The 23,394-nt window shown below is 55.2% G+C and carries 24 protein-coding genes; 5 read left to right on the top strand and 19 right to left on the bottom strand.

Features of this window, described 5'->3' with window-relative positions; translation table 11 throughout:
- Position 1 precedes the first annotated feature (1 nt).
- The gene (locus tag GNT65_RS06730) at positions 2 to 313 is read left to right on the top strand and encodes an NIPSNAP family protein (RefSeq protein ID WP_160794596.1); all 312 of its coding nucleotides are present in this window, start codon (positions 2 to 4) and stop codon (positions 311 to 313) included.
- A 24-nt stretch (positions 314 to 337) separates the two neighbouring features.
- On the opposite strand, the gene GNT65_RS06725 is transcribed toward GNT65_RS06730, so the two are convergent.
- From GNT65_RS06725 to GNT65_RS06700, 6 genes are all read right to left on the bottom strand, one after another.
- Positions 338 to 1,024 carry a helix-turn-helix transcriptional regulator gene (locus GNT65_RS06725; RefSeq protein ID WP_160794594.1) on the bottom strand — a complete coding sequence of 229 codons (687 nt, stop codon included), beginning with the start codon at positions 1,022 to 1,024 and terminating at the stop codon, positions 338 to 340.
- Between the two features lie 100 nt (positions 1,025 to 1,124).
- Positions 1,125 to 1,583: a GyrI-like domain-containing protein gene (locus GNT65_RS06720; protein ID WP_160794592.1), complete on the bottom strand. Its 459-nt coding sequence runs from the start codon at positions 1,581 to 1,583 to the stop codon at positions 1,125 to 1,127.
- Between the two features lie 104 nt (positions 1,584 to 1,687).
- Positions 1,688 to 2,101, bottom strand: coding sequence for a VOC family protein (locus GNT65_RS06715; RefSeq protein WP_160794590.1), 414 nt, complete (start codon positions 2,099 to 2,101; stop codon positions 1,688 to 1,690).
- Between the two features lie 161 nt (positions 2,102 to 2,262).
- Positions 2,263 to 4,017 (bottom strand): phospho-sugar mutase, encoded by a 1,755-nt coding sequence (locus tag GNT65_RS06710; protein ID WP_160794588.1) that lies wholly within the window; start codon positions 4,015 to 4,017, stop codon positions 2,263 to 2,265.
- Between the two features lie 178 nt (positions 4,018 to 4,195).
- Positions 4,196 to 5,101, bottom strand: coding sequence for a GGDEF domain-containing protein (locus tag GNT65_RS06705; protein WP_160794586.1), 906 nt, complete (start codon positions 5,099 to 5,101; stop codon positions 4,196 to 4,198).
- A 76-nt stretch (positions 5,102 to 5,177) separates the two neighbouring features.
- On the bottom strand, positions 5,178 to 6,074 hold the full coding sequence (locus tag GNT65_RS06700; protein WP_244952116.1) for a substrate-binding periplasmic protein: 897 nt from the start codon (positions 6,072 to 6,074) through the stop codon (positions 5,178 to 5,180).
- A 188-nt stretch (positions 6,075 to 6,262) separates the two neighbouring features.
- Here GNT65_RS06700 and GNT65_RS06695 point away from each other — a divergent pair, with 188 nt between their 5' ends.
- The gene (locus GNT65_RS06695) at positions 6,263 to 7,126 is read left to right on the top strand and encodes an RluA family pseudouridine synthase (protein WP_160794584.1); all 864 of its coding nucleotides are present in this window, start codon (positions 6,263 to 6,265) and stop codon (positions 7,124 to 7,126) included.
- A gap of 6 nt (positions 7,127 to 7,132) precedes the next feature.
- Here GNT65_RS06695 and GNT65_RS06690 read toward each other — a convergent pair whose 3' ends face one another.
- The 5 genes from GNT65_RS06690 to GNT65_RS06670 form a co-directional block, all read right to left on the bottom strand.
- The gene (locus tag GNT65_RS06690) at positions 7,133 to 9,121 is read right to left on the bottom strand and encodes a monovalent cation:proton antiporter-2 (CPA2) family protein (protein WP_160794582.1); all 1,989 of its coding nucleotides are present in this window, start codon (positions 9,119 to 9,121) and stop codon (positions 7,133 to 7,135) included.
- 5 nt (positions 9,122 to 9,126) lie between these two features.
- Positions 9,127 to 9,744: an NAD(P)H-dependent oxidoreductase gene (locus GNT65_RS06685; protein ID WP_160794580.1), complete on the bottom strand. Its 618-nt coding sequence runs from the start codon at positions 9,742 to 9,744 to the stop codon at positions 9,127 to 9,129.
- 178 nt (positions 9,745 to 9,922) lie between these two features.
- On the bottom strand, positions 9,923 to 10,450 hold the full coding sequence (locus GNT65_RS06680; protein ID WP_244952115.1) for a GNAT family N-acetyltransferase: 528 nt from the start codon (positions 10,448 to 10,450) through the stop codon (positions 9,923 to 9,925).
- Positions 10,443 to 11,408 (bottom strand): homoserine O-acetyltransferase MetA, encoded by a 966-nt coding sequence (gene metA, locus GNT65_RS06675; RefSeq protein WP_160794576.1) that lies wholly within the window; start codon positions 11,406 to 11,408, stop codon positions 10,443 to 10,445. The genes GNT65_RS06680 and metA overlap by 8 nt, the downstream gene beginning before the upstream one ends.
- 73 nt (positions 11,409 to 11,481) lie before the next feature.
- Positions 11,482 to 11,883 (bottom strand): YbaY family lipoprotein, encoded by a 402-nt coding sequence (locus GNT65_RS06670; protein ID WP_041509346.1) that lies wholly within the window; start codon positions 11,881 to 11,883, stop codon positions 11,482 to 11,484.
- A gap of 118 nt (positions 11,884 to 12,001) precedes the next feature.
- Between GNT65_RS06670 and GNT65_RS06665 the strand changes: the two genes are divergently transcribed.
- A complete protein-coding gene (locus GNT65_RS06665; RefSeq protein ID WP_041509345.1) occupies positions 12,002 to 12,772 on the top strand; it encodes an SDR family NAD(P)-dependent oxidoreductase in 771 nt (256 codons plus the stop codon).
- A 99-nt stretch (positions 12,773 to 12,871) separates the two neighbouring features.
- Here the strand turns inward: GNT65_RS06665 and ompW are convergent, their stop codons facing one another.
- The 5 genes from ompW to GNT65_RS06640 form a co-directional block, all read right to left on the bottom strand.
- The gene (gene ompW / locus GNT65_RS06660) at positions 12,872 to 13,552 is read right to left on the bottom strand and encodes an outer membrane protein OmpW (protein ID WP_160794574.1); all 681 of its coding nucleotides are present in this window, start codon (positions 13,550 to 13,552) and stop codon (positions 12,872 to 12,874) included.
- A 585-nt stretch (positions 13,553 to 14,137) separates the two neighbouring features.
- The gene (locus GNT65_RS06655; protein ID WP_160794572.1) at positions 14,138 to 14,500 is read right to left on the bottom strand and encodes a hypothetical protein; all 363 of its coding nucleotides are present in this window, start codon (positions 14,498 to 14,500) and stop codon (positions 14,138 to 14,140) included.
- Positions 14,501 to 14,867: 367 nt separating this feature from the next.
- Complete coding sequence (locus GNT65_RS06650) at positions 14,868 to 15,260, bottom strand: YbaY family lipoprotein (RefSeq protein WP_041509552.1); 393 nt, start codon at positions 15,258 to 15,260, stop codon at positions 14,868 to 14,870.
- A 29-nt stretch (positions 15,261 to 15,289) separates the two neighbouring features.
- Complete coding sequence (gene tesB, locus GNT65_RS06645) at positions 15,290 to 16,153, bottom strand: acyl-CoA thioesterase II (protein WP_160794570.1); 864 nt, start codon at positions 16,151 to 16,153, stop codon at positions 15,290 to 15,292.
- 116 nt (positions 16,154 to 16,269) lie between these two features.
- Positions 16,270 to 17,187 carry an SDR family NAD(P)-dependent oxidoreductase gene (locus GNT65_RS06640; RefSeq protein WP_160794706.1) on the bottom strand — a complete coding sequence of 306 codons (918 nt, stop codon included), beginning with the start codon at positions 17,185 to 17,187 and terminating at the stop codon, positions 16,270 to 16,272.
- Between the two features lie 407 nt (positions 17,188 to 17,594).
- Between GNT65_RS06640 and GNT65_RS06635 the strand changes: the two genes are divergently transcribed.
- On the top strand, positions 17,595 to 18,467 hold the full coding sequence (locus tag GNT65_RS06635; RefSeq protein WP_160794568.1) for a 1,4-dihydroxy-2-naphthoate polyprenyltransferase: 873 nt from the start codon (positions 17,595 to 17,597) through the stop codon (positions 18,465 to 18,467).
- Positions 18,468 to 18,538: 71 nt separating this feature from the next.
- On the opposite strand, the gene GNT65_RS06630 is transcribed toward GNT65_RS06635, so the two are convergent.
- A complete protein-coding gene (locus GNT65_RS06630; protein WP_160794566.1) occupies positions 18,539 to 19,078 on the bottom strand; it encodes an aldolase/citrate lyase/malate synthase family protein in 540 nt (179 codons plus the stop codon).
- A 181-nt stretch (positions 19,079 to 19,259) separates the two neighbouring features.
- On the opposite strand from GNT65_RS06630, the gene GNT65_RS06625 reads away from it, so the two are divergent.
- Complete coding sequence (locus GNT65_RS06625; RefSeq protein WP_160794564.1) at positions 19,260 to 20,792, top strand: DUF3612 domain-containing protein; 1,533 nt, start codon at positions 19,260 to 19,262, stop codon at positions 20,790 to 20,792.
- A 128-nt stretch (positions 20,793 to 20,920) separates the two neighbouring features.
- Here the strand turns inward: GNT65_RS06625 and gndA are convergent, their stop codons facing one another.
- A complete protein-coding gene (gene gndA, locus GNT65_RS06620; protein ID WP_160794562.1) occupies positions 20,921 to 22,462 on the bottom strand; it encodes an NADP-dependent phosphogluconate dehydrogenase in 1,542 nt (513 codons plus the stop codon).
- A gap of 265 nt (positions 22,463 to 22,727) precedes the next feature.
- Positions 22,728 to 23,204: a MarR family winged helix-turn-helix transcriptional regulator gene (locus tag GNT65_RS06615; RefSeq protein WP_244952114.1), complete on the bottom strand. Its 477-nt coding sequence runs from the start codon at positions 23,202 to 23,204 to the stop codon at positions 22,728 to 22,730.
- Positions 23,205 to 23,394 lie beyond the last annotated feature (190 nt).

The raw sequence follows: 23,394 nt of genomic DNA, 5'->3' as shown, positions 1-23,394 counted from the left end.
GATGGCGGTAACCTGTCACGTGAAATACATTATCGACCCGGATAAGCTGGATAAGTTTGAGCACTATGCCAAACTTTGGCTGCCTTTGGTGGCTAAGTTTGGCGGACAACATCACGGCTATTTCCTGCCCAGCGAGGGCGCCAACGATATCGCCCTGGCGCTGTTTAGCTTTCCATCGCTCGCCAGCTACGAGCAGTATCGCGAGGCCTCAGCACATGACAAAGAGTGCATCGCCGCCTTCGAGTACGCCAATGAGCACAAATTTATCCGCCGCTATGAACGCAGCTTCATGCGCCCGCTGCTGCCGGAATAATTTAAGGTACTACTGGCAAGGCCGTTAGCACTCGCCATGCTGCGCCTGCATCATGGCGATGTAATCTGGCATCTCCTGACCCGGCGTGTGGGGGAAGTGGCTGGCGAGTGGCAAGACGCCCACTATGCGATCGACACGAAAGTTACGAAAATCACCGCGCAGTTCGCACCAGGCTAGCAGTGTCCAGACCCCTTGCCAGTAATAGAGCGCAAGGGGGCGTACCTGGCGTTCGCTAGCGCTCTGTTTTACGTCTTGATAGCTCAGCAGAATATATTCCCGCTCTCGGGCGGTCTTGCGAAGCAGGTCGAGAAAGGAAAACAGCTGCCCGTCGCTGTAGAAATCGGGGGCAAACATCAAGGATTGATAGGCCTTGAGCCGCTCTGGCAATACGGCTTCGACCTTGATCATCGCCTGCTTGGCGGCGCTGGCCAGCTCGTGGCCCCCCTGGGCCTGCACCATACGCATCCCCACCTGTATCGCCTCCAGCTCCTGCTCGTTAAACATCAGTGGCGGTACATTCACCTCCTGGCGTAGCAGATAGCCGACGCCGGCCTCGCCTTCGATGGGGATCCCCGACAGGCAGAGGTCCTGAATATCCCGATAGATGGTACGGCTAGAGACCTCGAGTCGCTCCGCCAGCTGCTTAGCCGTGGTGAGGCGTCTGTGTCTTAGAATTTGTACGATTTGAAATAGGCGATCGGCGCGGCGCATAACTTACCTGAAACGGCCGCCCTTTGGACGGCCCGTGGTGACTATGACTGGATGTGACTAAATCTCGACTTAACTAGACGTTGACTAGACCTCTACCTATCTAAACTTCGACGTGGACGCCGATATAGATATCGACGCTGTCAGGCTGGACGTAGCACTCGAAATCGGTCAGATACTGACGACGATAGGGACAATCGGGACGTTGGAAATAGGCCCAAATCTGCTGCCAGAGTGAGATCACTGCCTGGGGCATCTCTCCCGTGGCGCTGAAACAGAGGTAGTTACCACCCTCTAAGGTGAGCGGCGTTAACTTGTCGTCAGGCTCGATGGTGCCCGCCTCGACCGCCGTCATCAGGCTATAGTCGCCATCCATGTCGCTAGCATAGTCGTAATAGACCCCATACACAGGCAGCTTGCCGAAGATCTGCTCGCCATACTGCCCCATGAAGGCCTGCCAGAGGGGAGCGATTTGCTGCGTCGCAGCCTCAGACTCGACTCCATTGTTGGTGCGAACACTCATGCCAACCAGGGACTTGGGGGCGAGGTTTATCGTCTTCATCTCAATTCCTTCTGTTATATCCTTTGCATAACTTGCAAGCGCCTCGGCGCTTGCATTTACCTATCGGCTAGTATGTAGCTGTCAGAGTCAAAGCGTTAATTAAGCTATTTAGCCGACGCCCAGAGGCCGACGCGATTGCCTTCGCTGTCGAAGATGACGCAGCTATAGCCGCACTCCCCTTCCTTGATAGCCATGATAGGCAGGGCTATCTCGACGCCATTTTGCTCCAGCCTCTCCACCAGCGGCGCCAGATGATCGCTAAGGTGAAGATAGAGGATGCTGCCAGCCCCACTTGGGCGCATCATATCATGTTTTACCAGGGCGATGCTGGCCGCCTGGGGCGCTTCAGTCTCGAGTATGGCCATCTCCATGCCAAACATCAGCTCATCGCGAAAACGCACCCCGAACTGAGTCTGGTAGAAGGCCTTGGCACGCGCCATATCCTCGACGGCGATCTCGCCCCAGACTAAAGGTGCCTGTTGTAATGGTGCCTGTTGTAACACTTGCTGCTCTTGCATCATGCTCTCCTTAATGACCCGAATGCGACGCTCAACCCTGAGCGTCTCCCTCACTCGGTCAGTAAGAAAAGCTTAACGCCCCCCTACTGACAACCTAGTGTCAGTAGGCTGTCAATCGGTTAGCAAACCCTGACTCGATTCCTGGCATTAAGCGTTAAGCGTTAAGCCTTAGGCAAGCCCGCCTGATGCCGGGTGACAAATTCCTCCATGGCGGACTCTGCGCGGCGCTGCACCTCGTCCAGCCCCTCCTGCTCGCCGAAGGGCTCGACCACCTCGTAGTAGCACTTCACCTTAGGCTCGGTACCCGAGGGGCGCACTATCACCCTGGCGTTGCCTTGCAGACGATAGATGAGCACATCGCTGCGAGGCAGGTCTATCGTCTCTTCGCGGCCATCGGCAAAACGGCGCACGCCCAAGCTGATATCATCCACAGACACCAGGGCCCGTCCGGCAATCTCGCTGGGGTTGAGCGCCCTTAGCTGCTCGCCTATGGTGGGCGCACCTGGCTCGCCGCTCAGCGCGATACTCACCTGACGGTTGAGATAATAGCCATATTGACGATAGATGCGCTCCAGCCTATCCCACAGAGTCTCCCCCTTGGCGGCCAACTCGGCCGTGAGCTGTACGAAGGCGACCAAGGCTGATAGACCATCCTTGTCCCACACCATGCTGCCGACCGTGTAGCCGAGCGCCTCTTCGTAGGCGAACAGGAAGCGGTTCTCCTGAGTCTGTTTACTCATGCCCACATTGGTCAGCCACTTGAAGCCTGTGAGTGTGGTTTCGCATTGGGCGCCGCATGCCTCACTGATGCGAGTCAGCAGACTGGAGGAGACTATGGTGCAGCAGAGCAGACGCTGATCATCACTGGCGTGGGAGAGTAGATAATGGCCCAGCAAGACCCCAACCTGATCTCCAGTCAGCATCTGATAGGCCTCGGTGGAGGGCATCTCAGGCCTAGCGCCGGGTTTACGCACCGCCACCGCAAAGCGGTCGGCGTCAGGATCGTTGGCACAGGCCAGCATGGTGCCATGCTTGTGAGCCTCGGCCATCACCAGATCCATGGCCCCCGCCTCTTCGGGATTAGGGAAGTTCACCGTAGGAAAGTCACCGTCTGGCTCCCGCTGGGCCGCGACCGAATAGACCTGATTGACCCCGATATCATTGAGCAGGGTCTCGGCCATCTCGGCGCCGACCCCGTGCATGGCGGTATAGGCCAGACTCACCAACTCGGGACGGGCGGGGCTTTGCAGCACCTCGGCATGTAACACCCCCTGACGATAGGCCTGATAGTAATCCTCCTCCAGCATCACCAGCTTGCCACTCTCAATGGCGGTTTCCAGCGGCAACATATCCACCGGCGAGTTGGCCGCCAGCTCGATACGCGCCGCGATGCCTGTGTCATGGGGCGGAATGATCTGCGCGCCATTGCCCCAGTAGACCTTATAGCCATTGTACTGCGGCGGGTTGTGACTGGCGGTCACCACGATACCGGCCGCCGCCCCTAGGTGCAGCACGCCGAAGGCCACTAGGGGCGTTGGCGCCACCTTGCCGGTGAGGAACACCTTAAAGCCAGCAGCGGTGAGCACGCTGGCGGCATCTTCGGCAAACTGCTTGGAGTCGTGGCGGCCATCGTAGCCGATGACAACGCCGCGACTCACTGCATTGTCCACCTGGGCCTTAAGATATTCGGCGACCCCCTTGGAGGTCTGCTGCACCACCAGGCGGTTCATCCGCATGGGACCTGCGCCCACCACGCCGCGAATGCCCGCGGTACCGAAGGTTAGACGGCCGGCAAATCTCGCCGCCAGCTCCTCTTGTTCCCCTTGATCCATCAGGGCCTGGATCTCGTCGCGACTCTTGGCATCGCTGTCGAGACTCAACCAATGTTTTATCCTTGCCTGTATCTGTGTTTGCATAATGCCTCCGCTGCACCAGTTTCCCTTAACAGTATGTCTGCCAGAAGGGGTTAACAAGTGAATTTGCATTAAAGATTCGTTATATAAACTATAGAAGATAGATGCGGATGACCCAATCGAATTGGCGGTCTCTGTCCATAGCGGTGGCGCCCGGCCAGACGCTCACCGAGGAGATCACTTAAGGGTGGAAGATCAGTTGGTTCTTACCGTTGGCCTTGGCCTGATACAGGGCCTTGTCGGCACGCTTTAGCGTATCCTGATAGGAGGTGTCACCTGCATTAATTCCCGTCATCCCCATGCTGATGGTGGCCAATAGCTCATCGTCCGCCAAGGCGGATAGAGCGAGATTAAAGCTTCGATGCAGGGCTTCGACCATGGCCATCGCCTGGGCCGGCATGAGTCCGGGCAGTACTACTACAAACTCATCACCACCGAAACGGTAGGCATAGTCGGTCTTGCGAAACTCGCAGCGACAGATCTCGGCGATGGCCAGGATGCTCTCATCTCCCTTGTGGTGGCCCTTGGCGTCGTTGATCTGTTTCAGGTTATCGATATCCAGCATCAAGATGGTGGTCGGCATCCCCTGGTCGCTGAAGTTATCGAAATGCAGACTAAAGTCCCGCTCGAGACGGCGACGATTAAACAGGCCTGTCAGCTGATCTGTGTCGCTCATCTCCCTGAGCCTTAACTCCAGCTCATGGCGCTGAGAGATATTACTAGCGACCCAGAGCACCACCTCTTCGCCGTCGACACGAAAGTCCAGCGCCTGGATCCGCCCCTCAAACCAGATGGGTGCCACCGGCCCCTCTTCGGGAAGCCCTTTCACATCCTTGTTGCTCAGCTCATACTCTTCGATCAACAGGCGGCGGCAGGAGAGCGCCCTGTCTATGGTCTGAAGAAACCAGGCCGCCTTGGCGGGTTTGATCACCTCGTGCAGGTAGGTACCTATCAGGCAACGACCATCGTGATAATAACGCTCGTCACTGCCGCCGAAGACGGCCACATACTTGCCGCTGCTCGATAGAATAAACGCGGGATCCGGTAGTGCCTCAAGCACGGCGACCATCTGCTCATTTGCGATCATAACCACCCCATAATTCAAGCCTGTCTACTCCTATTTGACGCCAACGAGGCGAGAAATAGCCAGACAAATCACATGATTAGTCGAACCAAAGTTCAGGTTCGCTCAACAGATTCTTGCTGGTCTGGGACATGAAAGGATTGTCCAGGTGAAAAACACGCCTATCGGTTAACTTCGCCCGGCCCAGCATACCTTCTGTGATTGCGTGATGATAAAAAAGTTCATCAAAACTGCCATCGTTCAGCGCGGCGCGCAGGCCATATTCTATTCGCTGGGCCAATGCCAGGTTATCTGGAGCCACAAAGAAATAGAGGGGAGCGGGATAGACGATAACGAAGTGGTTATCCACCACCAGCGAAGCCTTATCGGCAATTTCATCCCAGGGCTCATGAAGCGCCCGCAGAAAATAGTCGAAGCGGCGCTTCTCTAACATGTTGAGTAGGTTGTGGGCGGCACCCCGTACTAAGGTAAAGCCCTGACGCTGCAATATGTCGCTATCGGGCCAATCGCTCCCCTGTCCCACAGGGATGGCCTGAAGTTGCTCTATGGTGGTGATATTGGCAAAACGGAGTTCGTCTTCCTTACGAATGATGGCGATGCGATGACCCATTAGCCCCTTGAGCAGCGGAAAATAGACGGCTCTGAGTTGTTGCTCCCGGCTGATGCTGGTCATGGTCCAGACCACGTCCAGCTTGCCCTGTTCCACTAACTTGATGGTGCGCCCCTGGGGCATATCCATCTCTACCGGGAGCAGACGGTAGTCACCATACTGATCGCGGCTCTTCTCCATGGCCAAGCGCAGCAGGTCTATATAGTAACTCTGTTTGGGATCGACGAAATGGGTCGACAGGTTATAGCGTATGTCGGCAGCCTCGGCGGGCGCCGTCATGCTAATGCCAAGGGTAATACACAGGCAAAGGGTAATGCACTGACAAAGGAGCGATCTCCCCCACATCATCATGCTAAATCGCCGCATTTTGCTCCTCCCTGGTGCCACCTTGGTTGAGTATAGCAGTCAAGACTCAAAGATTGGGCGTCAATTATCACTCGATTTAATGCCTTGCCGACAACTGAGGGAAGAGAACCAGGGCACAAAATAGTGTAAACTGGCGAGGTTTTTCACCCGGGCACCAATTAGCCCGTACCGCAGAAGATAACGCCAGCATGCAAGCAGACCCCAAGCCAAGCCCTATCGAACATCACCTCAATGTCAGCCAGACAGAGACGGACGCCTGTACCCTGTTGGCTGAGGCCAGTCGACTCTCTAAGCAGGAGATCAAACAGGCGATGGCCAAGGGGGCGGTATGGCTCACAAGGGGCAAATACACCCAGCGCCTGCGCCGGGCCAAGAAGCCGCTGAAGCTTGGGGATCAGCTACACCTCTACTACAACCCCAAGGTGCTCGGCCAGGAGGTGGAGGATGCTCAGTTGATTCTGGACAAGGGCGAATACAGCATCTGGTACAAACCTTACGCCATGTTGTGTCAGGGCTCTAAATGGAGCGATCACACCACCATCAACCGCTTCGTGGAGACCCACCTCACGCCGCAGCGCCCAGCCTTTATCATCCACCGTCTGGACAGGGCCGCCACTGGGTTGGTGATCATAGGTCATAGCAAGAAGACAACGGCGGCGCTGGCGGCCCAGTTCGAACATCGCGAACTCGATAAGCAGTACAGGGTGATCGTCAAGGGAGAGTTTCCCAAGGGCACGCGCACCATCACAACTGAAGTGGATGGCAAGTCGGCGTGCTCCCACGCCAGCCTGGTGGAGTACGACAGCGCGCAGGATATGTCGCTGGTACAGGTAAAGATAGAAACTGGCCGCAAGCACCAGATCCGCATCCACATGACCAGCATAGACTTTCCCGTGGTGGGCGACCGACAACACGGCGGCGCCGAGGCGAGCGATGTTAACCTGCAGCTTACCGCCTGCTTCCTGGATTTCACCTGTCCACTCAGCCAGCAACCACTACATGTGGCACTCCCCGATGCACTGCAACCTAGCCTAAAGGCTCTTAAGGCTTAGCGGTGCTTAAGGCTTGATCTGCTCATCACTAGGTGCCGATGACATGGGGTCATCCACGCGCTTCGCTGTTAGGGGCTCATCGTCATCTAGTAGCTCGTCATAGCCCTTGGGTGGCGGCGTCCATCCCCGCTCACTCATGGCATACTTGTCGTTTCTATCTCTGGCCATGGCGGCCTTGATGGTTTCCTCCAGCTCGATAAACAGCTTGCGGTAGTTGTTGTCGAATCGCTCGCCGCTGCTGTCATCTTTCCAGGCGCCATAGAGCATGTCGGAGCTGCGCTTCTCGATGCGCTTGAAGGTGTTCTTCTGCTGCTCCACATGGAAGGGATGAAAGCCCAGGCACTTCATGGCATCGGCCCCTAGCTCAAGTGCCGACAGCAGGGTCTCCTTCTGGATGAAGTCGGCACCGGCGTCCCGCAGCAGATAGGCATGGCCGCGGTCGAATGCCCGGGCAAGCACCTTGACCTTGGGATAGGTATGCTTGACATACTTCACCAGCTCCACCGCGCTGTCGCGATTGTCCATGGCGACCACCAACAAGGCAGCCTCCTCTATCCCCGCCGTATGCAGCAGATCCGGGCGGGTCGCATCGCCAAAATAGCTCTTCACATTGATGCGGCGCAGCATATCCACCTGGCTAATCTGATGGTCCAGCACGACCGTCTTGATACCGTTGGCGCTGAGCAGGCGATTGACCACCTGACCAAAACGGCCGACACCGGCGATGATCACGCTGCCGTGCTCGTCGATGTTATCAGCCTCGCGCTCGGCCTCGCTGGTGCAATATCTCGGCTCTATCACACGTTCAAACAGGATAAATAGGCCGGGAGTCAGCATCATACTCAGGGCGACCACCAGTGAGAGTAGCTGTGCCAGCTCACCAGGCAATACATGGTTTTGCACGGTGAAACTGAGCAGCACAAAGCCGAACTCCCCGGCCTGGGCTAGGCTCAGGGCAAACAGCCAACGGTCACTCTGCCCTATCTTAAACACAGGGGTGAGCAGCAAGAGTACCAGGGCCTTCAGCACTATGATCCCCAGAGTCAGTCCCAGGATGAGGCCGAGATCCTGCCACAGAATGCCAAAGTCGATGCCGGCACCGACGGTGATAAAGAAGAGCCCCAGCAGCAGCCCCTTGAAGGGATCGATATTTGACTCCAGCTCATGGCGAAACTCACTGTTGGCCAGCACCACGCCCGCGAGAAAGGTGCCCAGGGCTGGTGACAGCCCCACCAGGCTCATCAGCGCCGCGATGCCGATCACCAACATCAGGGCGGTGGCAGTAAAGATCTCCCTCACCCCGGATGAGGCCACGAAACGAAACAGGGGGCGGCTCAGGTAGTGACCACCAACGACTAATATGCCGATGGTCGCCACCATCACCATGGCATAGGCCCAGGGCGGCAGGTCTGCAACCAGGCTCATCTCCTCATGCTGCGCCGCCATCTGGGTGGCCGCCTGCTGCGCCTGTTCCACCAGTTCGGGCAGGGCCAGCAGCGGAATAAAGGCCAGCATGGGGATCACAGCAATATCCTGAAACAGCAGCACCGAGAAGGCGTTGCGGCCACCATCGGTGCGACTGAGACCCTTCTCATTAAAGGTCTGTAGCACGATCGCCGTCGACGACAGGGCGAAGATAAGGCCTATGGTGAAGGCGATACTCCACTGCTGGCCGAAATAGAGGGCGATGGCCGCCACCGCGCCCGTGGTCAGCAGTAACTGCAGCCCGCCCAACCCCAGCAGGCGGTGGCGCATGGCCCATAACATCTTAGGCTCCAGCTCCAGCCCCACCACAAACAGCATCATCACCACACCAAACTCGGCGAAGTGCTGAATGACCGAGGTCTCCTCGCCCACCAGGCCGATCACCGGCCCTATCACCACCCCGGCGATCAGGTAGCCAAGCACCGAACCCAGGCCAAAGCGCCTCGCCAGGGGCACGGCGATCACCGCGGCAACCAGATAGATAAAGGCTTGCAGGAAATAATTGGTCATAGCGCTTACCCCGTGATGATCTGATCAAGATGGCCGTTTAACTTCTCAAGCCTGGCGGCCAGACGGCGATTGAGCTTGCCCGCCACCAGTGCGGTGAGCAGCTCGCGCCACTCCTCGAGGTGCAGCGCCATCAGTCCATCCTCGACGGCGGTGCGGGCGCCAAACAGGGCGAACGGCGGCAGATAGCGCATGCCGGTGAGGCTGGCGGTCTGCTCAAGGGGCGCCAGGAGTTGTCTCAGGGTGAAATGATTATAGCCCTCTGCCTGATAGGCCTCCTCCTTGCCCCCTGCCGTGATGGCACAGAAGAAGCGTTTCCCCTTGAGCGCATTGCCATCTGTGCCATAGGCAAAGCCATATTCCAGCACCAAGTCTTGCCACTCCTTTAGGATGGCGGGCGTGGAATACCAGTAGAGGGGAAATTGAAATATCACCACATCGTGGGCCAACAGACGCTGCTGTTCACGCTCGATGTCGATATCAAATTCGGGATACTCGCCATAGAGATCCACAGTGGTGACACCCGGTATCTTCTTGGCCAGTTCGAACAGGGGCAGATTAACTTCGGATCTATGTTGGGAGGGATGTGCTAATAACAGGAGTACGGCTTGCTGTTGCTCTGACATGAGGATCCATTCTCTAAGGTGATGCGTCTGGCGAACACCGGGCGCTTGGTTTAGGAGCCGTTGAGCCTCGATGAAGGTATCAACTGTCCTCACTAAAATAGCGCCTAAGACCTTGTTCTTCAAGCGCTGTCACCTAAGGTTCTGGCAATTTACCCTCGATGTCAGTTGCGCGCCCAGACTAGGCCGTGCGGTAGAGATGAAGCTCAGCCCCTTGATCCTCATAACTGTCGATTCGCACCATGCCCGCCTTCTCCAGCACCCGGATGGACGCGACGTTTTCCTTCATCACCTCGGCGTATACGCAATTTATGCCTAAGGTATCCCTGGCGTAACGCAAACAGGCGCTAACGGCCTCGGTGGCCAGCCCCTTGCCCCAATACTCGGGCAACATGCGATAGCCTATGTCCACCCCACCCTGACCACGATTGAGCAGCGGCTCATACTTGATGCCGCAAAAGCCAATGAGCTCGTCGTCCTGCTTGTTGACCAAGGCGTAGCGAGCAAAACCATGTTCGCGGTATCCGGCGAGCCAGTAGCTTTCTATGACGCCCCTGGCATCGTCCAGGCTCTTGATCGCATCCTCATCGCCGGTATAGCGCACCACCTCAGGATTTGAGGAGAAACGATACACGGCCTCGGCATCCTCCATCACAAACTGACGCATGGTGAGCCTTGGCGTCTCGATAAGCGCGGCAGGCTTAGTCATCCTCTTGCCCATCCTTATACTCATGCTCCCAGGGCGTGATGGCGCTCATGTCATGGAGATCATAGGGGGTCAGCTGGTAGACATAGTAATTCAGCCAGTTGCTGACCAGCAGGCTGCCGTGACCATGCCAGCGGGCGACGGGCGCCTGGCTGGGATCATCACAGCGAAAATAGTTCTTCGGTATTGCAGGGTTAAGCCCTTCTGCCAGATCCCGCTGATACTCATCCCCCAGGGTCGATTTTTGATATTCCGGATGGCCCATCACAAACAGGTTGCGGTTGTTGCGGCTCAATACCAGATAGGCACCGGCCTCATCGGACTCGGCCAAGACCTGTAGCTCCTTATGGGCCTTGAGATCCTCGACATTCATCTCGGCGAAGCGGGAATGAGGCGCGAAGAACTCATCGTCGAAGCCCCGCAGCAGGGGAAAATGTTTATGAGTGCGCTGGTGATTAAACACGCCGGAGCGCTTGGCCGAGAGTAGCTTTCGCTGCAAACCGTAGAGGTGGTACAGGGCCGCGTGGGCCGCCCAGCAGAGAAACAGCACTGAGGTCACATGTTGTTGGGACCAGTCGATGATCTCGCGTATATGATCCCAGTAGGTCACCTCTTCGAACTCTATCTGCCCCAGGGGCGCGCCGGTGATGATCAGACCATCGTAATTCTTATGGCGCACCGCCTCGAAATCACGATAGAAATTGTTCATGTGGTCAATAGAGGTGTGCTTGGACGCCTTATCGTGAATGCGCAGCAGATCCACATCCACCTGCAAGGGGGTATTGCCGAGTAGTCTAAGCAGCTGGGTTTCAGTCTCTATCTTGTTTGGCATCAGGTTGAGGATCAGCACCTTCATGGGTCTGATATCCTGATTGGCCGCCCGGGTCTCGGACATGACAAAGATATTTTCTGATTCGAGAATTTCCGCCGCTGGCAGATTATCGGGAATTTTTACCGGCATACCGCGCCTCTTTCGACCTGGTTAACAGAGCCCCACAATAGGCTAGATGTCGCAAGCGGCGCGGTGTATCGCCTTAACCGCCGACGCGCTGTACTAGCACAGAGATAGGCGCACTATCGCCTAAATCTATGGGGTAAGATTGAGTATTGATAAACATCAGTTTGCCATCCAGGCTTATCTTGGCGCCCACGCTATAGGTATGGCCCGCCTCGAACTGATCCCTTGGGATGACAAAGGTAAAGGGCGCCGGCGTGGTCACATCATCACGCTCGAAGGCCGCCAACACCACGGCAGGCGCGTCCATCAATGACACGTCCTGGATCTGCACCGACAGCACAGCCTCTGGTGGTAAGGCGATTCGCTCCTTAAACCAAACCTCCCCCTGGATCTCCACGCTGGCATTTGGGGTCGCACAAGCCGTCATCAGGCCCGCACTCATCGCCACTGCCGCTAGGGGTTTCAACCATCTGTTCATACTCTTGCTCCTAATCATACATCAAGACTTCTGGATGTCCATATGTCTATACTATAAATCTTGTTCTCTATCAGAGATCTTCATATCATAGGCGAAACATTTGTTGAGAAATAGCCTCATGTCTCAAGCTACAGCCATAATTGTGGGCGCCAGCTCACTCGTTAGCCGTGAAATTGCCAAACAACTTGCCCAGCAAGGCGTGGAACTGGCACTTCTAGCACAAGATACCGAATCCCTTACCGAATTTGCCCAGTCTCTGCCCACCCAGGTCAGCCTGCATGAGCTGGCGATCGAGAGCCCGAGGGAAATCATCACCACACTGGAGAGCGTCTGGCAACAGCTAGGCGGTGCCCATCTGGTGATCGTCAATACCGGCCTCAATGGCTATGACGCCTCGCTCCCCTGGCCACTGGAACAGGACATCATTACCGTCAATGTGCAGGGCTATAGCGCCATATGCAATACGGCATTCAGATTATTTGTCGACCAGGGCTATGGCCAGCTCGCGGCCATCAACTCCATCGCCGGACTCAGAGGCGGCCCCAGCGTGGCCTATCATGCCTCCAAGGCCTACGCCAGCAGCTATCTAGAGGGGCTAAGTATGCATGCCCAGCGACTTAAGCTGCCTATCACCATCACCGACCTGCAGCTGGGTCTGCTGGACAAGGCAGCCATGCAGCAGAGTCGCCTCTGGCTGTCTCCTCCCCATGAGGTGGCGCGGCAGGCGATCAAGGCGATGCAGAAGGGCAAGCGACGTGCCTATATCACCAAGCGTTGGCGCCTGGTGGCTTGGTTAACCAAGTGTCTACCGGAATTTATCTACAACACACGCCACTGGCGCACCAAGGAAGAGCGCAAGGCGGCAAAAGCTGCCAAGAAAGCGCAGTAGTAAGGCGCACTAGTAAAGCCCTAATCACGAGCGAGGGCGAATAGAAACGCACAAAAAAAGGAGCCAACTGGCTCCTTTTTCTATTCCTAATCCAGAGGATTAGAAGGTGTAGCCAACGCTCACCATGTAAACCCAAGGGTTGATATCTGTTTCGATAGTCACAGGCACAGTTGTCGCAGTACCTGCATTGTCGAAGGTATAGTTAAACTTGGCGTCAGTGCTAATTTGCGCATACCAAACTGAGGCGTTAACCAACCAGTTCTTGTTCACCTGATAGTCGATACCCACTTGCGCCGCCACACCCCAAGAGTTTGACAGACTTAGATCCGATAGGCGTCCGCCTGCATCATTAGTGATCTCATTATCGAAGAAGTTAGTGAAGTTCACACCGGCACCGATATATGGACGTAACTTAGAATCGGCCGAACCGAAGTAGTACTGAGCCACTAAGGTAGGTGGCAGGTGCTTGGTCTCAGCCACTTTACCAACACCTTTTAGCGAAATGTCATGGCTAAAGGGGGTCGCGGCCAACAGTTCAATACCAAAGTTGTCGGTCAGCATGTAACCGAAGTTCAGGCCTAATTGCGTATTACTGCTAACAGAAAACTCACCTAGGTTACCTAGGTCAGGTGTAACGACATCCTGGCTAGATTCATTTGGCGCAACGGTAACAGCACCGGCGCGAACGATGATGTCACCAGCTTGGTGTGCAGAAGCGGCAAATCCAGTAGACAGTAGGGCGGCAGCGATCAGACCTGAAACGATAGTTTTTTTCATCATACTACTCCATTAATACAACAGTTAACGTTGTTTTTATTATCAAAATCCTTACATTTGCGCGTATCCTGCCAGATGAATACCTAAAAGTTCTTGATCCAAATCAATAAGCCAGAGCAATACCTCTTTTTGCGTAGCTATGCGCGACCCAGATCACACAAAATAAACAAATATTGATAATACCCCTTTAATTTCCGTGACGCATATCCGCATCGATCACTTGTTGATCAACCGAGCGGAACTCAGATAAATTCAGAAATTAACAAACAAGCAACATCCCCAAAGACCCTGTAATTCGGCGCGGTTGTTAACCATTCTGATAGATTGAAAACAGCGATGAATGCCCGCTGAGAGAAAGAGATGCCTGGGCGTTTGCTCATCTTTGCAGCAACGCCTAAGCAGATAAATGGGTATGGATGGAGCTATCAGCTAATGTCGGCAACTCACCGCTATCCCCCAAAACAATGCGGGCAAATGGCATGGCAGTGGGCGAGCGGCTGGGGGTAGCTGAAAATATGGCTTTGGTTTTAGCTTTGGCGAGCGTCGTGGTGCTAGCCTGAGGCGGCGAATGCTCCAGCTAGACTCCTGCTATGCCCCTATCGTTAATAGGCCGGACGCGAGACTCAGCATTGCGAGACTAATCAGAGCCAGGCTGGCAACTAGCGGGTCTCGGCCTTCTTGGTGCTGCCAGCTTCTATCCTTAAAGGCATTGTGTGGCTCGTCGCTGCTTCGACAGGCCGAACGCCAGCCATCATGTTCCCTATTGGAATTGTTGGTACTGGTATTGATCTTGTTGGTATTGATATTGGTATTGATATTGTTGCTATTGATCTTGTTAGTGTGGGTATTAAGCTGACGCTTGAACTCAGCTTCTCGATGAGATGAGAACGAGCCAGGGGTGTCGGCACCGGGCAGACTGCCGATGAGATGATGACTGCCGATAAACTGCATCTGTTCTTCCTTGATTTGTTATTATTATCAACCCACCCTATTGGATAAAATATATTAAATCAAGATTCAGGCGATGACACTTGACTGAAATTTACTCAAGTTGCCTATTCTTAAATTGTCTGTTCTTAAATTACTCTTGCTCAAATTACCCTTGTTCAAATTGCCTTTGTTCGAGTTGCCTTGCTCAAATAACCAGGTGTCCAATTGCAAAGGCCTGCACAAAAGTTCATACGCCAAGGCTAACCGCAAGTTTCATCCACAAAGCCTATTCTCAAAAGCCGAGCCTGAAGGCTATCCTCTATGAGCTCCGCTGAAAACGCGCCATAAAAAAGGAGCCCTTGGGCTCCCTTCGCTTCATCAAGTAGGTCTACTTGACCAGTTTCATCACCACTTCCGTGGTGTACTTGCCGTTATTAATCACCGGAAACCTGTCGTAGGTCTGGAAGATCACCTTGCCCTGATACTGGATCATGGCGACCACACCATAGTTGACACTCTTGTCTATGGTCTCGCGGGCGAAGGCAAACTTAAAGGGCACCGGGGCTCTGGCGATATCGAAGCTCTTCTGGGCGATGATGGCGCCCGGGGTGTCGAGATCGATCACGGCTATGGTAATGCTGCAACCTTGGGGCAGATTGATCTTCTCCAGATAACCGGCGGCGCCATTGACGAAAATCGGCGGCTCGGGCTCTACCGTCACACAGCCCGCCAACAAAATAAGCAGCAAAGACGCCAATATGGCTTTCATTTTCATCTTCATCACATTCAACCTTTCACTCACTGTTTCATTTATCCCTGTGTTAATCGAATCAAGCCTTCCTGGGTTGCCGAGGCTACCAGCTCACCACTCTGGGTGTAAAACTCGCCGCGCACGAAGCCACGACCGCCACCGGCATTGGGGCTATCTATGCTATAGAGCAACCACTGGCTGAGATCCAGCGGACGGTGGAACCACATGGCATGATCTATGGTCGCCATACGCATGCCAGGGGTTAAGAAGGAGACGCCGTGGGGCTGAGCCGCCGTCACCAGGAAATTAAAGTCTGAGGCATAGGCCAGCAGATATTCGTGCACCGAGAGATCGTTAGGCACCTTACCATTGGCACGGATCCACACATGTCTGATGGGCTCGCGTTGGTTAGGTGCCATGGGATTACAAGGGTTCACCAGACGCATCTCCAGTGGCGAATCCGCCATAAACTTCTCCAGCACCTTACGCGGCACCTTGTCTCTGAGTGTCGAAGCCAGCTCCTGCTGATTAAGCAAGCCCTCTGGCCCAGGCACATCGGGCATCTGACTCTGGTGATCTAGGCCTTGCTCGGGCTTTTGAAAGGAGCAGGTCATGTAGAAAATGGGTCTGCCCTTCTGAATCGCCTTCACTCGGCGGGCACTAAAGCTGCCACCGTCACGCATATTTTCAACGTCATAGACGATGGGCAGTTTCTCATCACCGGCACGCAAGAAATAGGAGTGGAAGGAGTGCACCTGACGCTCACTGTCGACGGTTTGCGCCGCTGCGCTGAGGGCCTGGCCCATGACCTGTCCGCCAAACACATGGCCGAACCCCAGATCTTGGCTCTGACCGCGATAGAGGCCGACCTCTATCTGTTCGAGCGATAACAGGGATAAGAGATCATCTAATACCTGACTCATGCAACCTCACCGATAACTCATCAATATTGGTCGTCAAGCTTACCTTAGATTCCCCTTATCTTGCTAGGGCCCGTTGACCTTTCCTGGCGCTTCCTGCAGCAATTTGTCACCGCCGGCTATTCGATGTCGACATGATGCTCGGCGGCGCTGCGCCTTGCCCAGGCGGTCACCTGCTCCTCGCCGCTCTCGTGGTAATGGCAAGGCTGCGCCCGATAAAGTTCATCCCAGCGCAGGGCGATCACCTCGGGCTTGCAATCATCTTCGACGATTCGCAGCGGCTGAAACTCGACAAACATTCCATGGCTTACGCTACCGGCGGCGGCAAGCAGGTGTTGGCCACTACAGGCATGAGAGGAACAGAGATAGAGCAGCGTGGCATTGACAGACGAGGTGCTAAACAGCGGTTTCACCAAGGGGCTGAGATGATGCTCCGTCATGGCGGTCAACGCCTGGGGCACCAGGGTATTGACCGAGATGTTATAGTCCCGCCCCTCCTTGGCCAGGCTGTTAACCAGGCCTATAAGCGCCATCTTGCTGGCACTGTAGTGGGTCTCATGCATGTCGCCATAGAGACCGCTGGCTCCCGCCGTCATCACGATACGGCCATAGTTTTGCCGCTTCATCAAAGGCCACACCAACTTGGTCAGGTGGAAACTGCCGTTGAGATCCACATCCAGCTGACGCTGCCATTGATCGAAGCTCAGGCTGTCGAACGACACGGGATTGTGGATGCCGGCATTGTTGACGACTATGTCAATACGCCCCCAGCGTGCCATCACAGACTCAACAACCTCGGCCAGAGCCTGACTGTCACACACATCCACCTGAAAGCTCAGGCAGTCGGCGCCCAGCTCGGTCAGGGTACGAGCCGTCTTATTGAGGCCGGCACCACTATAGGTCTGACAGCGGCTATCGCCGCATCCCGAATCGATAATGGCCAAGCGCGCACCGCGCTCGGCTAAGGCGATCGCATAGGCTCGTCCTAAGCCTGCCCCAGCTCCTGTGACGACAGCTACCTGTTCATCAAAACGCATCATCCTGATCCTTGTCTCTCGCCGCCAAAAAGCCTTATTCGACCTAAGTATTAAATTTATAAAACCTATATAAATTAATTAGATAAGCTTAAAGCATTCCCGGCTGAATCTCACCGTCAGACAGCTATAACAGCACATGTCAGGCCGGAGATCTTTGAGGCTGGCAACAGATTTGATGGAAAGAAGCAGCAAAGGTGTGCGCCGCGTCAAAATTACACAAATTTTTAACAAGGCGTTTAAGGTTTATTAAAGGCTTGGGGGATTATCCTAAAGATCCCGGAAAAATAAAACGAGGCTGTTCACATAATGCTAATGCAAGCGCTTCATCGACTTGGGCTTATTTGCTATGCTTGGGCTATATTTTCGAGCCTGACTCAATCCCTACCTAATAATTACGAACACAGATAATGAATCCCTGGATCCTGGCGACACGCCCACGTACTCTTCCCGCAGCCATTGGCCCTATCTTAGTCGGCAATGCGCTCGCCCTATCACTGACACAATTTAGCTGGCTAATTGCCGCCACCTCCATGTTGTGCGCACTATTGCTGCAGATCGCCGTTAACCTGGCCAACGACTACTTCGATTTTAAGAGTGGCATCGACACCGAGGAGCGACTCGGCCCGGTTCGCGTCACCCAGAGTGGCCTGCTCGACCCGAGCAAGGTGCGCAACGCCATGATCGCCTGCCTGGTGCTGGCGTTACTGGTGGGCTCTTTGCTTATCTACCATGGTGGCTGGCCCATCGCCATCCTAGCCGCCGCCTCTATCCTGGGCGCCCTGGGATATAGCGGAGGCCCCTACCCTCTGGCCTCCCATGGCCTGGGTGAGGTCGCCGCCTTCATCTTCTTCGGCCTGGTGGCCGTGGTCGGCAGCTACTACCTGCAGGCCCATGACACGAGTGTCGCCGCCTGGATACTAGGCAGCGCCATCGGCCTGTTTAACGCCGCCGTGATGCTGGTGAACAACACCCGCGACATCCCCACAGATGCCAAGGCGGGCAAACGCACCCTGGCGGTCAAGATAGGCGAAGGTCAAGCCAGAGTCCTGTATCAGGCCTTGGTCTACCTGCCTTTCGCCCTCGTCATAGGTGGTTTTCTGCTCGGCATCTTACCTGGGTTACCTGTGTTGCTCGGCGGCCTGGCACTGATCCTGGCACGCAAGCTCAACAGCGAATTTAGCCAGACCTCGGGAGCGGCGTTAAACCCACTGCTGGGACGCACGGCGAAACTCACGGTGATCTTCAGCGCCCTGTTCAGCCTGGGCCTTGCCTTGGCCTAGAAAGGAAACCAGCACAGACATAAAAAATGCCAGCAATTGCTGGCATTTTTTATGGCGAGTCATCACACAAGTTAGAGGCGGTATTCGGTCCCGTCTTTCGAGGTGAACTCTTTACAGTGCTGGTCGGCCTGCCCTGTCACCAGGCTGGTCCAGGTACGCAGGCATGGGCTCTGCTCATTATCGACGATTGTCATCAGCGCCGCCTCGACCTGTACGTCGTTGATGCCGGCAAGATCGTGACGTCCCTGCTCGCCGCGACGATCCAGTGCAATCTCGATGTGGAAACCGTTGTTCTTCAGCACCAGAGAGCTTGGCTCGCACTTGTGACCTGAGAGGGCAACAAACTGTCGGGGCTGCGCCAGACCGCTCTGGCTGCCGTCGGCGAAGAAGGCCAGTAGTTGCTTGTAATAGATCACATAGCTGCAGACATCCTGGTGCGATCCCTGACTCAGGGGAAAGTACTGATCTAAGATCTGCTTGGCATAAGTCAGGCCATCTTGCTGCTCCATCTGAGGTGCCAGCGCGTTGTTTCCATTCACTTGTGTCATAGGCATTACCTGCTTGATGAAGTTGTAAATACTCTGGTCTAGTTGCTCTGTCTGTATATTCATCGCCTCATCCCTCTCACTCATGCTATCTATTGCTATGTTTGACTCGCTGATGACATTTTTGCCCTACAGCTTTAAGTGGCGCTCTAAGGGATTTATCGCTTCCCCGATTGCTTAATTTGTAGTCTAGCGACTTTTTCATTACAATTTCACAATAGAAATTTCACATTGTGAATTTTACAAAATGAAGACCAATAGCAGCTTGATGAGAAAGTCGCATTTCCTGGGGACTAAGATACGTAATCTCAGGAAGCGCAATAATCTAACCATGGAAGATCTGTCAGCCCGCTGTATCAGGGTGGACGCGGATTCGGCCCCCTCTGTCTCCTACCTCTCCATGATAGAACGCGGTAAACGCGTGCCCAGTGCCGGCATGTTGGCGGTGATCGCCGCCGTGTTTCAAAAGGAGGTGGACTGGTTTCTCGACGATGCCCCAGAGGAGCAGGCGATCACTCCGGTCAAAGGCTCTCGCGGCGGGATCAGCGGCATGGCGCTGGAGCCAAGCTTCCTGTTTTCCAACGAGATACTACAGATCGCCATTCCTGAGATGCTCTCACAGACGGGGATCAGCGGCCGTCAGTTTGCCCACCTGCTGATCCGCGCCCATCAGGAACATCATCAGAACCATTTTCCCGATCTCGAGCGCGCCGCCGAAGAGGTTGGGCTCAAACGCATGCCGCTGAGCCTAGAGGATCTGCTGGCCATAGTGCAGCGCCTCGGCCTAGTGGTGAAATGGTTTACCCGGGCGCCCAAGGCGATCCGCGAAGAGGCCGGCACCGGCAAGCAACATATCATCACCTCCTATTTCGAGCAACCCAATAAGATCTGCCTCAATCAATTACTTAACCAACATACTCGACGGCTCAAGTACGACCTGGCCGTCCATATCGGCCACTGCGTGCTGCACAACAAGGATGGTCTGAAGAGCATCATGGTCGCCGGGCGCAGCCATGGCACCAGCCTGGTGGATGATGCCGATAGTCCCATGCAATCCTCGACCGTAGATGCCCAGGATATCCTGCATGCCTGGCGGGATTTCGAGTCCAGCTTCTTCGCCGGCGCCCTGCTCTGCCCTAAGGTGCCTTTCAGGCAACTGCTCGACCGTCACGGCTATGAGATAGATGTAGCCAAGTTGGTAGATGTCTCTCCCTCGGTGGCCATGCGCCGCATGACGGCAGTCTCTCCCTACAGCCACTGGCACTATTTCGATGCCTACTCGCCCGGTAAGCTCAAGGCCGTATACCGAGGCAACGGCATCCCATTGCCTTGGGGCAACATGCGCCAGGTGGAAGATCCCTGCCAGCACTGGGCGGTATTTAGGATGATCAACGCCTCGACTCAGGGCTCCTCGGCGCAGATCTCCATCCTAGATGTGGCCAACGAGCCTAAGATCTACTGCTGCGAATCGATTCGGGTGAAAGACTTGGCGGGCAACCCCCATGTGCTCTGCGCCGGTATCGACCTCAACCCGGCCATCGAGGCCCAGGGTGGCGACGCCAATCAAGTGGCGCAGCAGCTCAAGGAAGCCTGTGTCGACAACGGTGGCTCTTCGCCCCTGCCCAGCAACATCAAGACTGACATCAAACGAGTGGCCAAGATCCTCAATATCAATTGGGTCGAGCGCGGTATCGACAGCGAGGCCAGACTCATCTGCGCCCGCGGCGCCAGTTGTCCGCGCAAGCCAAGCTGCTATGAGAGTGGTGGCTGTCAGGGCTAATTCCAATCACGGCAAATAACTGATCACTTACTTGCCGTGATTGATATAAGTACAGGCCACAACACTGAGATAAAAAAACCGCTAGCGACTGACTAGCGGTTTTCTTTTTATTGAAGCTTAATGATGCACTAGAGCTTCTCCAGCGTGCGTTCGCTATGGCTCCAGTTGAGGTGATACTTCTCGCCAGCGTGCTTGTCGATACGCTCGAAGCTGTGGGCGCCGAAGAAGTCCCGCTGACCCTGAAGCAGATTGGCCGGCAGGGTCTCGCTGCGATAGCTGTCGTAGTAGGCCAGCGCCGAGCCGATACAGGGCACGGGCACACCGCTCATGATCGCCCTTGCCACGGCGCGGCGCCAATCTTGCTGCTTGGCGGACAGTGCCAGGCTAAAGGTCTCAGCCATCAGCAGGTTGTCGAGAGGCTCTCCCACCTTCTGCGCCTGCTGATAGGCCTGGGTGATAGATTGCAGGAAGGTGGCGCGAATGATACAGCCGGCACGCCAGATCTTGGCGATTTCGGCAAAATCCAACTGCCAGCCGCGCTCCTGAGCATTCATCGCCATCAGCTGGAACCCCTGGGCATAACAGGCGATCTTGGCGCAGTAGAGGGCATTTTCCAGCTCATCGATAAAGGTGGCGCGCTCATCATCACTCAATGTGAGCGGCTCGGGACCTGCCAGCAACAGGCTCAGCTGCTGACGCTGATGCTTCTGGGTACTGACCGCCCTGGCATAGACCGCCTCGGCTATGGTTGGCGCCGGGCAACCAATCTGCAGACTGCTGACCGCGGTCCACAGGCCTGTGCCCTTCTGACCCGCCTTATCCAGGATCATCTCCACCAGCGGCTTGCCGGTTAAGGGATCGGCCTGAGAAAGTACATCGGCGCTGATCTCCATCAGATAGCTGTTGAGGCTCCCCCGGTTCCAGCGAGCGAAGATCTCACCCACCTCGGCGGCGCTCAGCCCAAGACCATCGCTAAGTAGCTGATAGGCCTCGCAGATCAACTGCATGTCGGCGTATTCGATGCCGTTATGTACCATCTTTACGTAGTGACCGGCGCCTGCCGGGCCTATGTAGGTAGTGCATGGCTCGCCCTCGGTCACTGGGTTACCCGGCTCCTGACGCTCTATGGGCAGGCCGGTCTTAGGATCGACCTTGGCGGCAATCGCCTCCCAGATGGGCTTGATTCTGTCCCACGCCTTGATGTCGCCGCTCGGCATCAGAGAGGGTCCGAAGCGCGCGCCCATCTCGCCGCCTGAGATGGCGCAGCTAAAGAAGCTAAACTTGCCCTGGTATTGAGCTTCGCGGGCGACGGTATCTGTCCACAGGCTATTGCCCGTGTCCACCACGATATCATCCTGCTCTATACCGGCCTCTAACAGGGCGTTACAGACGCCATCCACAGGCGCACCGGCAGGTACCGACAAGACTAAGATGCGCGGCTTTGCGAGACTGGATAACATTTCTGAAAGATTGCTACATCCTTCGATGCGCTGTGCGTAATTGGCAGGGCGCTCTTTTTGCTCCTGCTGCAGTAGGGCTTCGACCTTGGCGCCGTCGAGATCGAAGGCGGCGACGCGATAGCTGTTGTCGGCGATGTTGAGCGCCAGATTCTTGCCCATGACGCCTAGGCCTATCACGCCTATGTCGAGGAGGTCAGAGTGATTTTGCATGAGATTTTTCCCCATGGGAAACTGAGAGTGTCTACACCTATCCTTTATTATAGTCTGGACTACCTAAGTCAAATCATAAGCTTAAATCGCTCAATTGCTTCAACTGCGAGCCACATAGTCGATAGGCACGAAATTGGTCGCGATTATACAAAAACTGGTAAGTTAATTACTAGAAAAAGTCCCAACTCACTGACCATCATGCAGAACAGTGTTTTCTCAATTAAAGCAAAAGGCTGTCAACTGACTGAATAAAATGATGAATTTCCTATTTTAAATTGAGATCTTGGGTCAGGGTAAGGCAGATCTGCCGCAGCTGTTCCAGTTCAGCGTCCGACACGCTCACCTTCTCCAGCAACTGCTGTTTCAGCGCCAGTGCATCTTGTTTGAGCCCCTCACCGGCCGGTGTCACCTGAATCACCTTCTTGCGCTCATCCCGACTGTCCACATGGCGTACCACTAACCCCTTGGCCTCTAGTCGCTTGACGATAGGGGTTAAGGTGCCGAGATCCAGACGAGTCGCCAGGGAGAGATCCGTCAGGCTGGCATTATCTTTGAGCCAGAGCGCCTGCATCGCCAGGTATTGCGGATAGGTGAGATCGCACTCTTGCAGCAAGGGGCGATAGGCCCGGACTAGGGCATTAGCAGCGGTGTAAAGCGCGAAGCAAACATTATCCGACAGACACTCACCGTCTTGGTGCGACTCCAGGCCTGGGGCTTCTTTCATTACTTGCTCGTCACTCATCTGCTTACTCACTACTCTAGCTGTCTATATTACTCAAAGCATTTCAAGGAATTGCCCATCCACGCCATCCATCGTCTCACCGCTTGCTGCCTATCTTACCAAAAAACGACGCTCGATAGGCTGGCAGTAAAACCATTACTTTGCGCACAAAGTATTTGCATTGCGCTCAATTTGTTTGTAGAGTCTACCA

The organism is Shewanella insulae (genome assembly GCF_009831655.1).
Classification (GTDB): Bacteria; Pseudomonadota; Gammaproteobacteria; order Enterobacterales; family Shewanellaceae; genus Shewanella; species Shewanella insulae.
The sequence above is the reverse complement of the archived record's forward strand: the minus strand, read 5'-3'. Positions and strand labels throughout refer to the sequence as shown.

Excerpts from the sequence above, each read along its gene's own strand:
- GNT65_RS06635 (WP_160794568.1), top strand. The coding sequence starts at position 17,595 with ATGAATCCCTGGATCCTGGCGACACGCCCACGTACTCTTCCCGCAGCC.
- GNT65_RS06680 (WP_244952115.1), bottom strand. The coding sequence starts at position 10,450 with ATGACTAAGCCTGCCGCGCTTATCGAGACGCCAAGGCTCACCATGCGT.
- GNT65_RS06685 (WP_160794580.1), bottom strand. The coding sequence starts at position 9,744 with ATGTCAGAGCAACAGCAAGCCGTACTCCTGTTATTAGCACATCCCTCC.
- GNT65_RS06650 (WP_041509552.1), bottom strand. The coding sequence starts at position 15,260 with ATGAAGATGAAAATGAAAGCCATATTGGCGTCTTTGCTGCTTATTTTG.
- GNT65_RS06615 (WP_244952114.1), bottom strand. The coding sequence starts at position 23,204 with ATGAGTGACGAGCAAGTAATGAAAGAAGCCCCAGGCCTGGAGTCGCAC.
- GNT65_RS06730 (WP_160794596.1), top strand. The coding sequence starts at position 2 with ATGGCGGTAACCTGTCACGTGAAATACATTATCGACCCGGATAAGCTG.
- GNT65_RS06625 (WP_160794564.1), top strand. The coding sequence starts at position 19,260 with ATGAAGACCAATAGCAGCTTGATGAGAAAGTCGCATTTCCTGGGGACT.
- GNT65_RS06655 (WP_160794572.1), bottom strand. The coding sequence starts at position 14,500 with ATGCAGTTTATCGGCAGTCATCATCTCATCGGCAGTCTGCCCGGTGCC.
- GNT65_RS06715 (WP_160794590.1), bottom strand. The coding sequence starts at position 2,101 with ATGCAAGAGCAGCAAGTGTTACAACAGGCACCATTACAACAGGCACCT.
- ompW (WP_160794574.1), bottom strand. The coding sequence starts at position 13,552 with ATGATGAAAAAAACTATCGTTTCAGGTCTGATCGCTGCCGCCCTACTG.
- GNT65_RS06705 (WP_160794586.1), bottom strand. The coding sequence starts at position 5,101 with ATGATCGCAAATGAGCAGATGGTCGCCGTGCTTGAGGCACTACCGGAT.
- GNT65_RS06695 (WP_160794584.1), top strand. The coding sequence starts at position 6,263 with ATGCAAGCAGACCCCAAGCCAAGCCCTATCGAACATCACCTCAATGTC.
- GNT65_RS06725 (WP_160794594.1), bottom strand. The coding sequence starts at position 1,024 with ATGCGCCGCGCCGATCGCCTATTTCAAATCGTACAAATTCTAAGACAC.
- gndA (WP_160794562.1), bottom strand. The coding sequence starts at position 22,462 with ATGCAAAATCACTCTGACCTCCTCGACATAGGCGTGATAGGCCTAGGC.
- GNT65_RS06630 (WP_160794566.1), bottom strand. The coding sequence starts at position 19,078 with ATGAATATACAGACAGAGCAACTAGACCAGAGTATTTACAACTTCATC.
- metA (WP_160794576.1), bottom strand. The coding sequence starts at position 11,408 with ATGCCGGTAAAAATTCCCGATAATCTGCCAGCGGCGGAAATTCTCGAA.
- GNT65_RS06665 (WP_041509345.1), top strand. The coding sequence starts at position 12,002 with ATGTCTCAAGCTACAGCCATAATTGTGGGCGCCAGCTCACTCGTTAGC.
- GNT65_RS06710 (WP_160794588.1), bottom strand. The coding sequence starts at position 4,017 with ATGCAAACACAGATACAGGCAAGGATAAAACATTGGTTGAGTCTCGAC.
- GNT65_RS06690 (WP_160794582.1), bottom strand. The coding sequence starts at position 9,121 with ATGACCAATTATTTCCTGCAAGCCTTTATCTATCTGGTTGCCGCGGTG.
- GNT65_RS06670 (WP_041509346.1), bottom strand. The coding sequence starts at position 11,883 with ATGAACAGATGGTTGAAACCCCTAGCGGCAGTGGCGATGAGTGCGGGC.
- GNT65_RS06700 (WP_244952116.1), bottom strand. The coding sequence starts at position 6,074 with ATGCGGCGATTTAGCATGATGATGTGGGGGAGATCGCTCCTTTGTCAG.
- tesB (WP_160794570.1), bottom strand. The coding sequence starts at position 16,153 with ATGAGTCAGGTATTAGATGATCTCTTATCCCTGTTATCGCTCGAACAG.
- GNT65_RS06720 (WP_160794592.1), bottom strand. The coding sequence starts at position 1,583 with ATGAAGACGATAAACCTCGCCCCCAAGTCCCTGGTTGGCATGAGTGTT.
- GNT65_RS06640 (WP_160794706.1), bottom strand. The coding sequence starts at position 17,187 with ATGCGTTTTGATGAACAGGTAGCTGTCGTCACAGGAGCTGGGGCAGGC.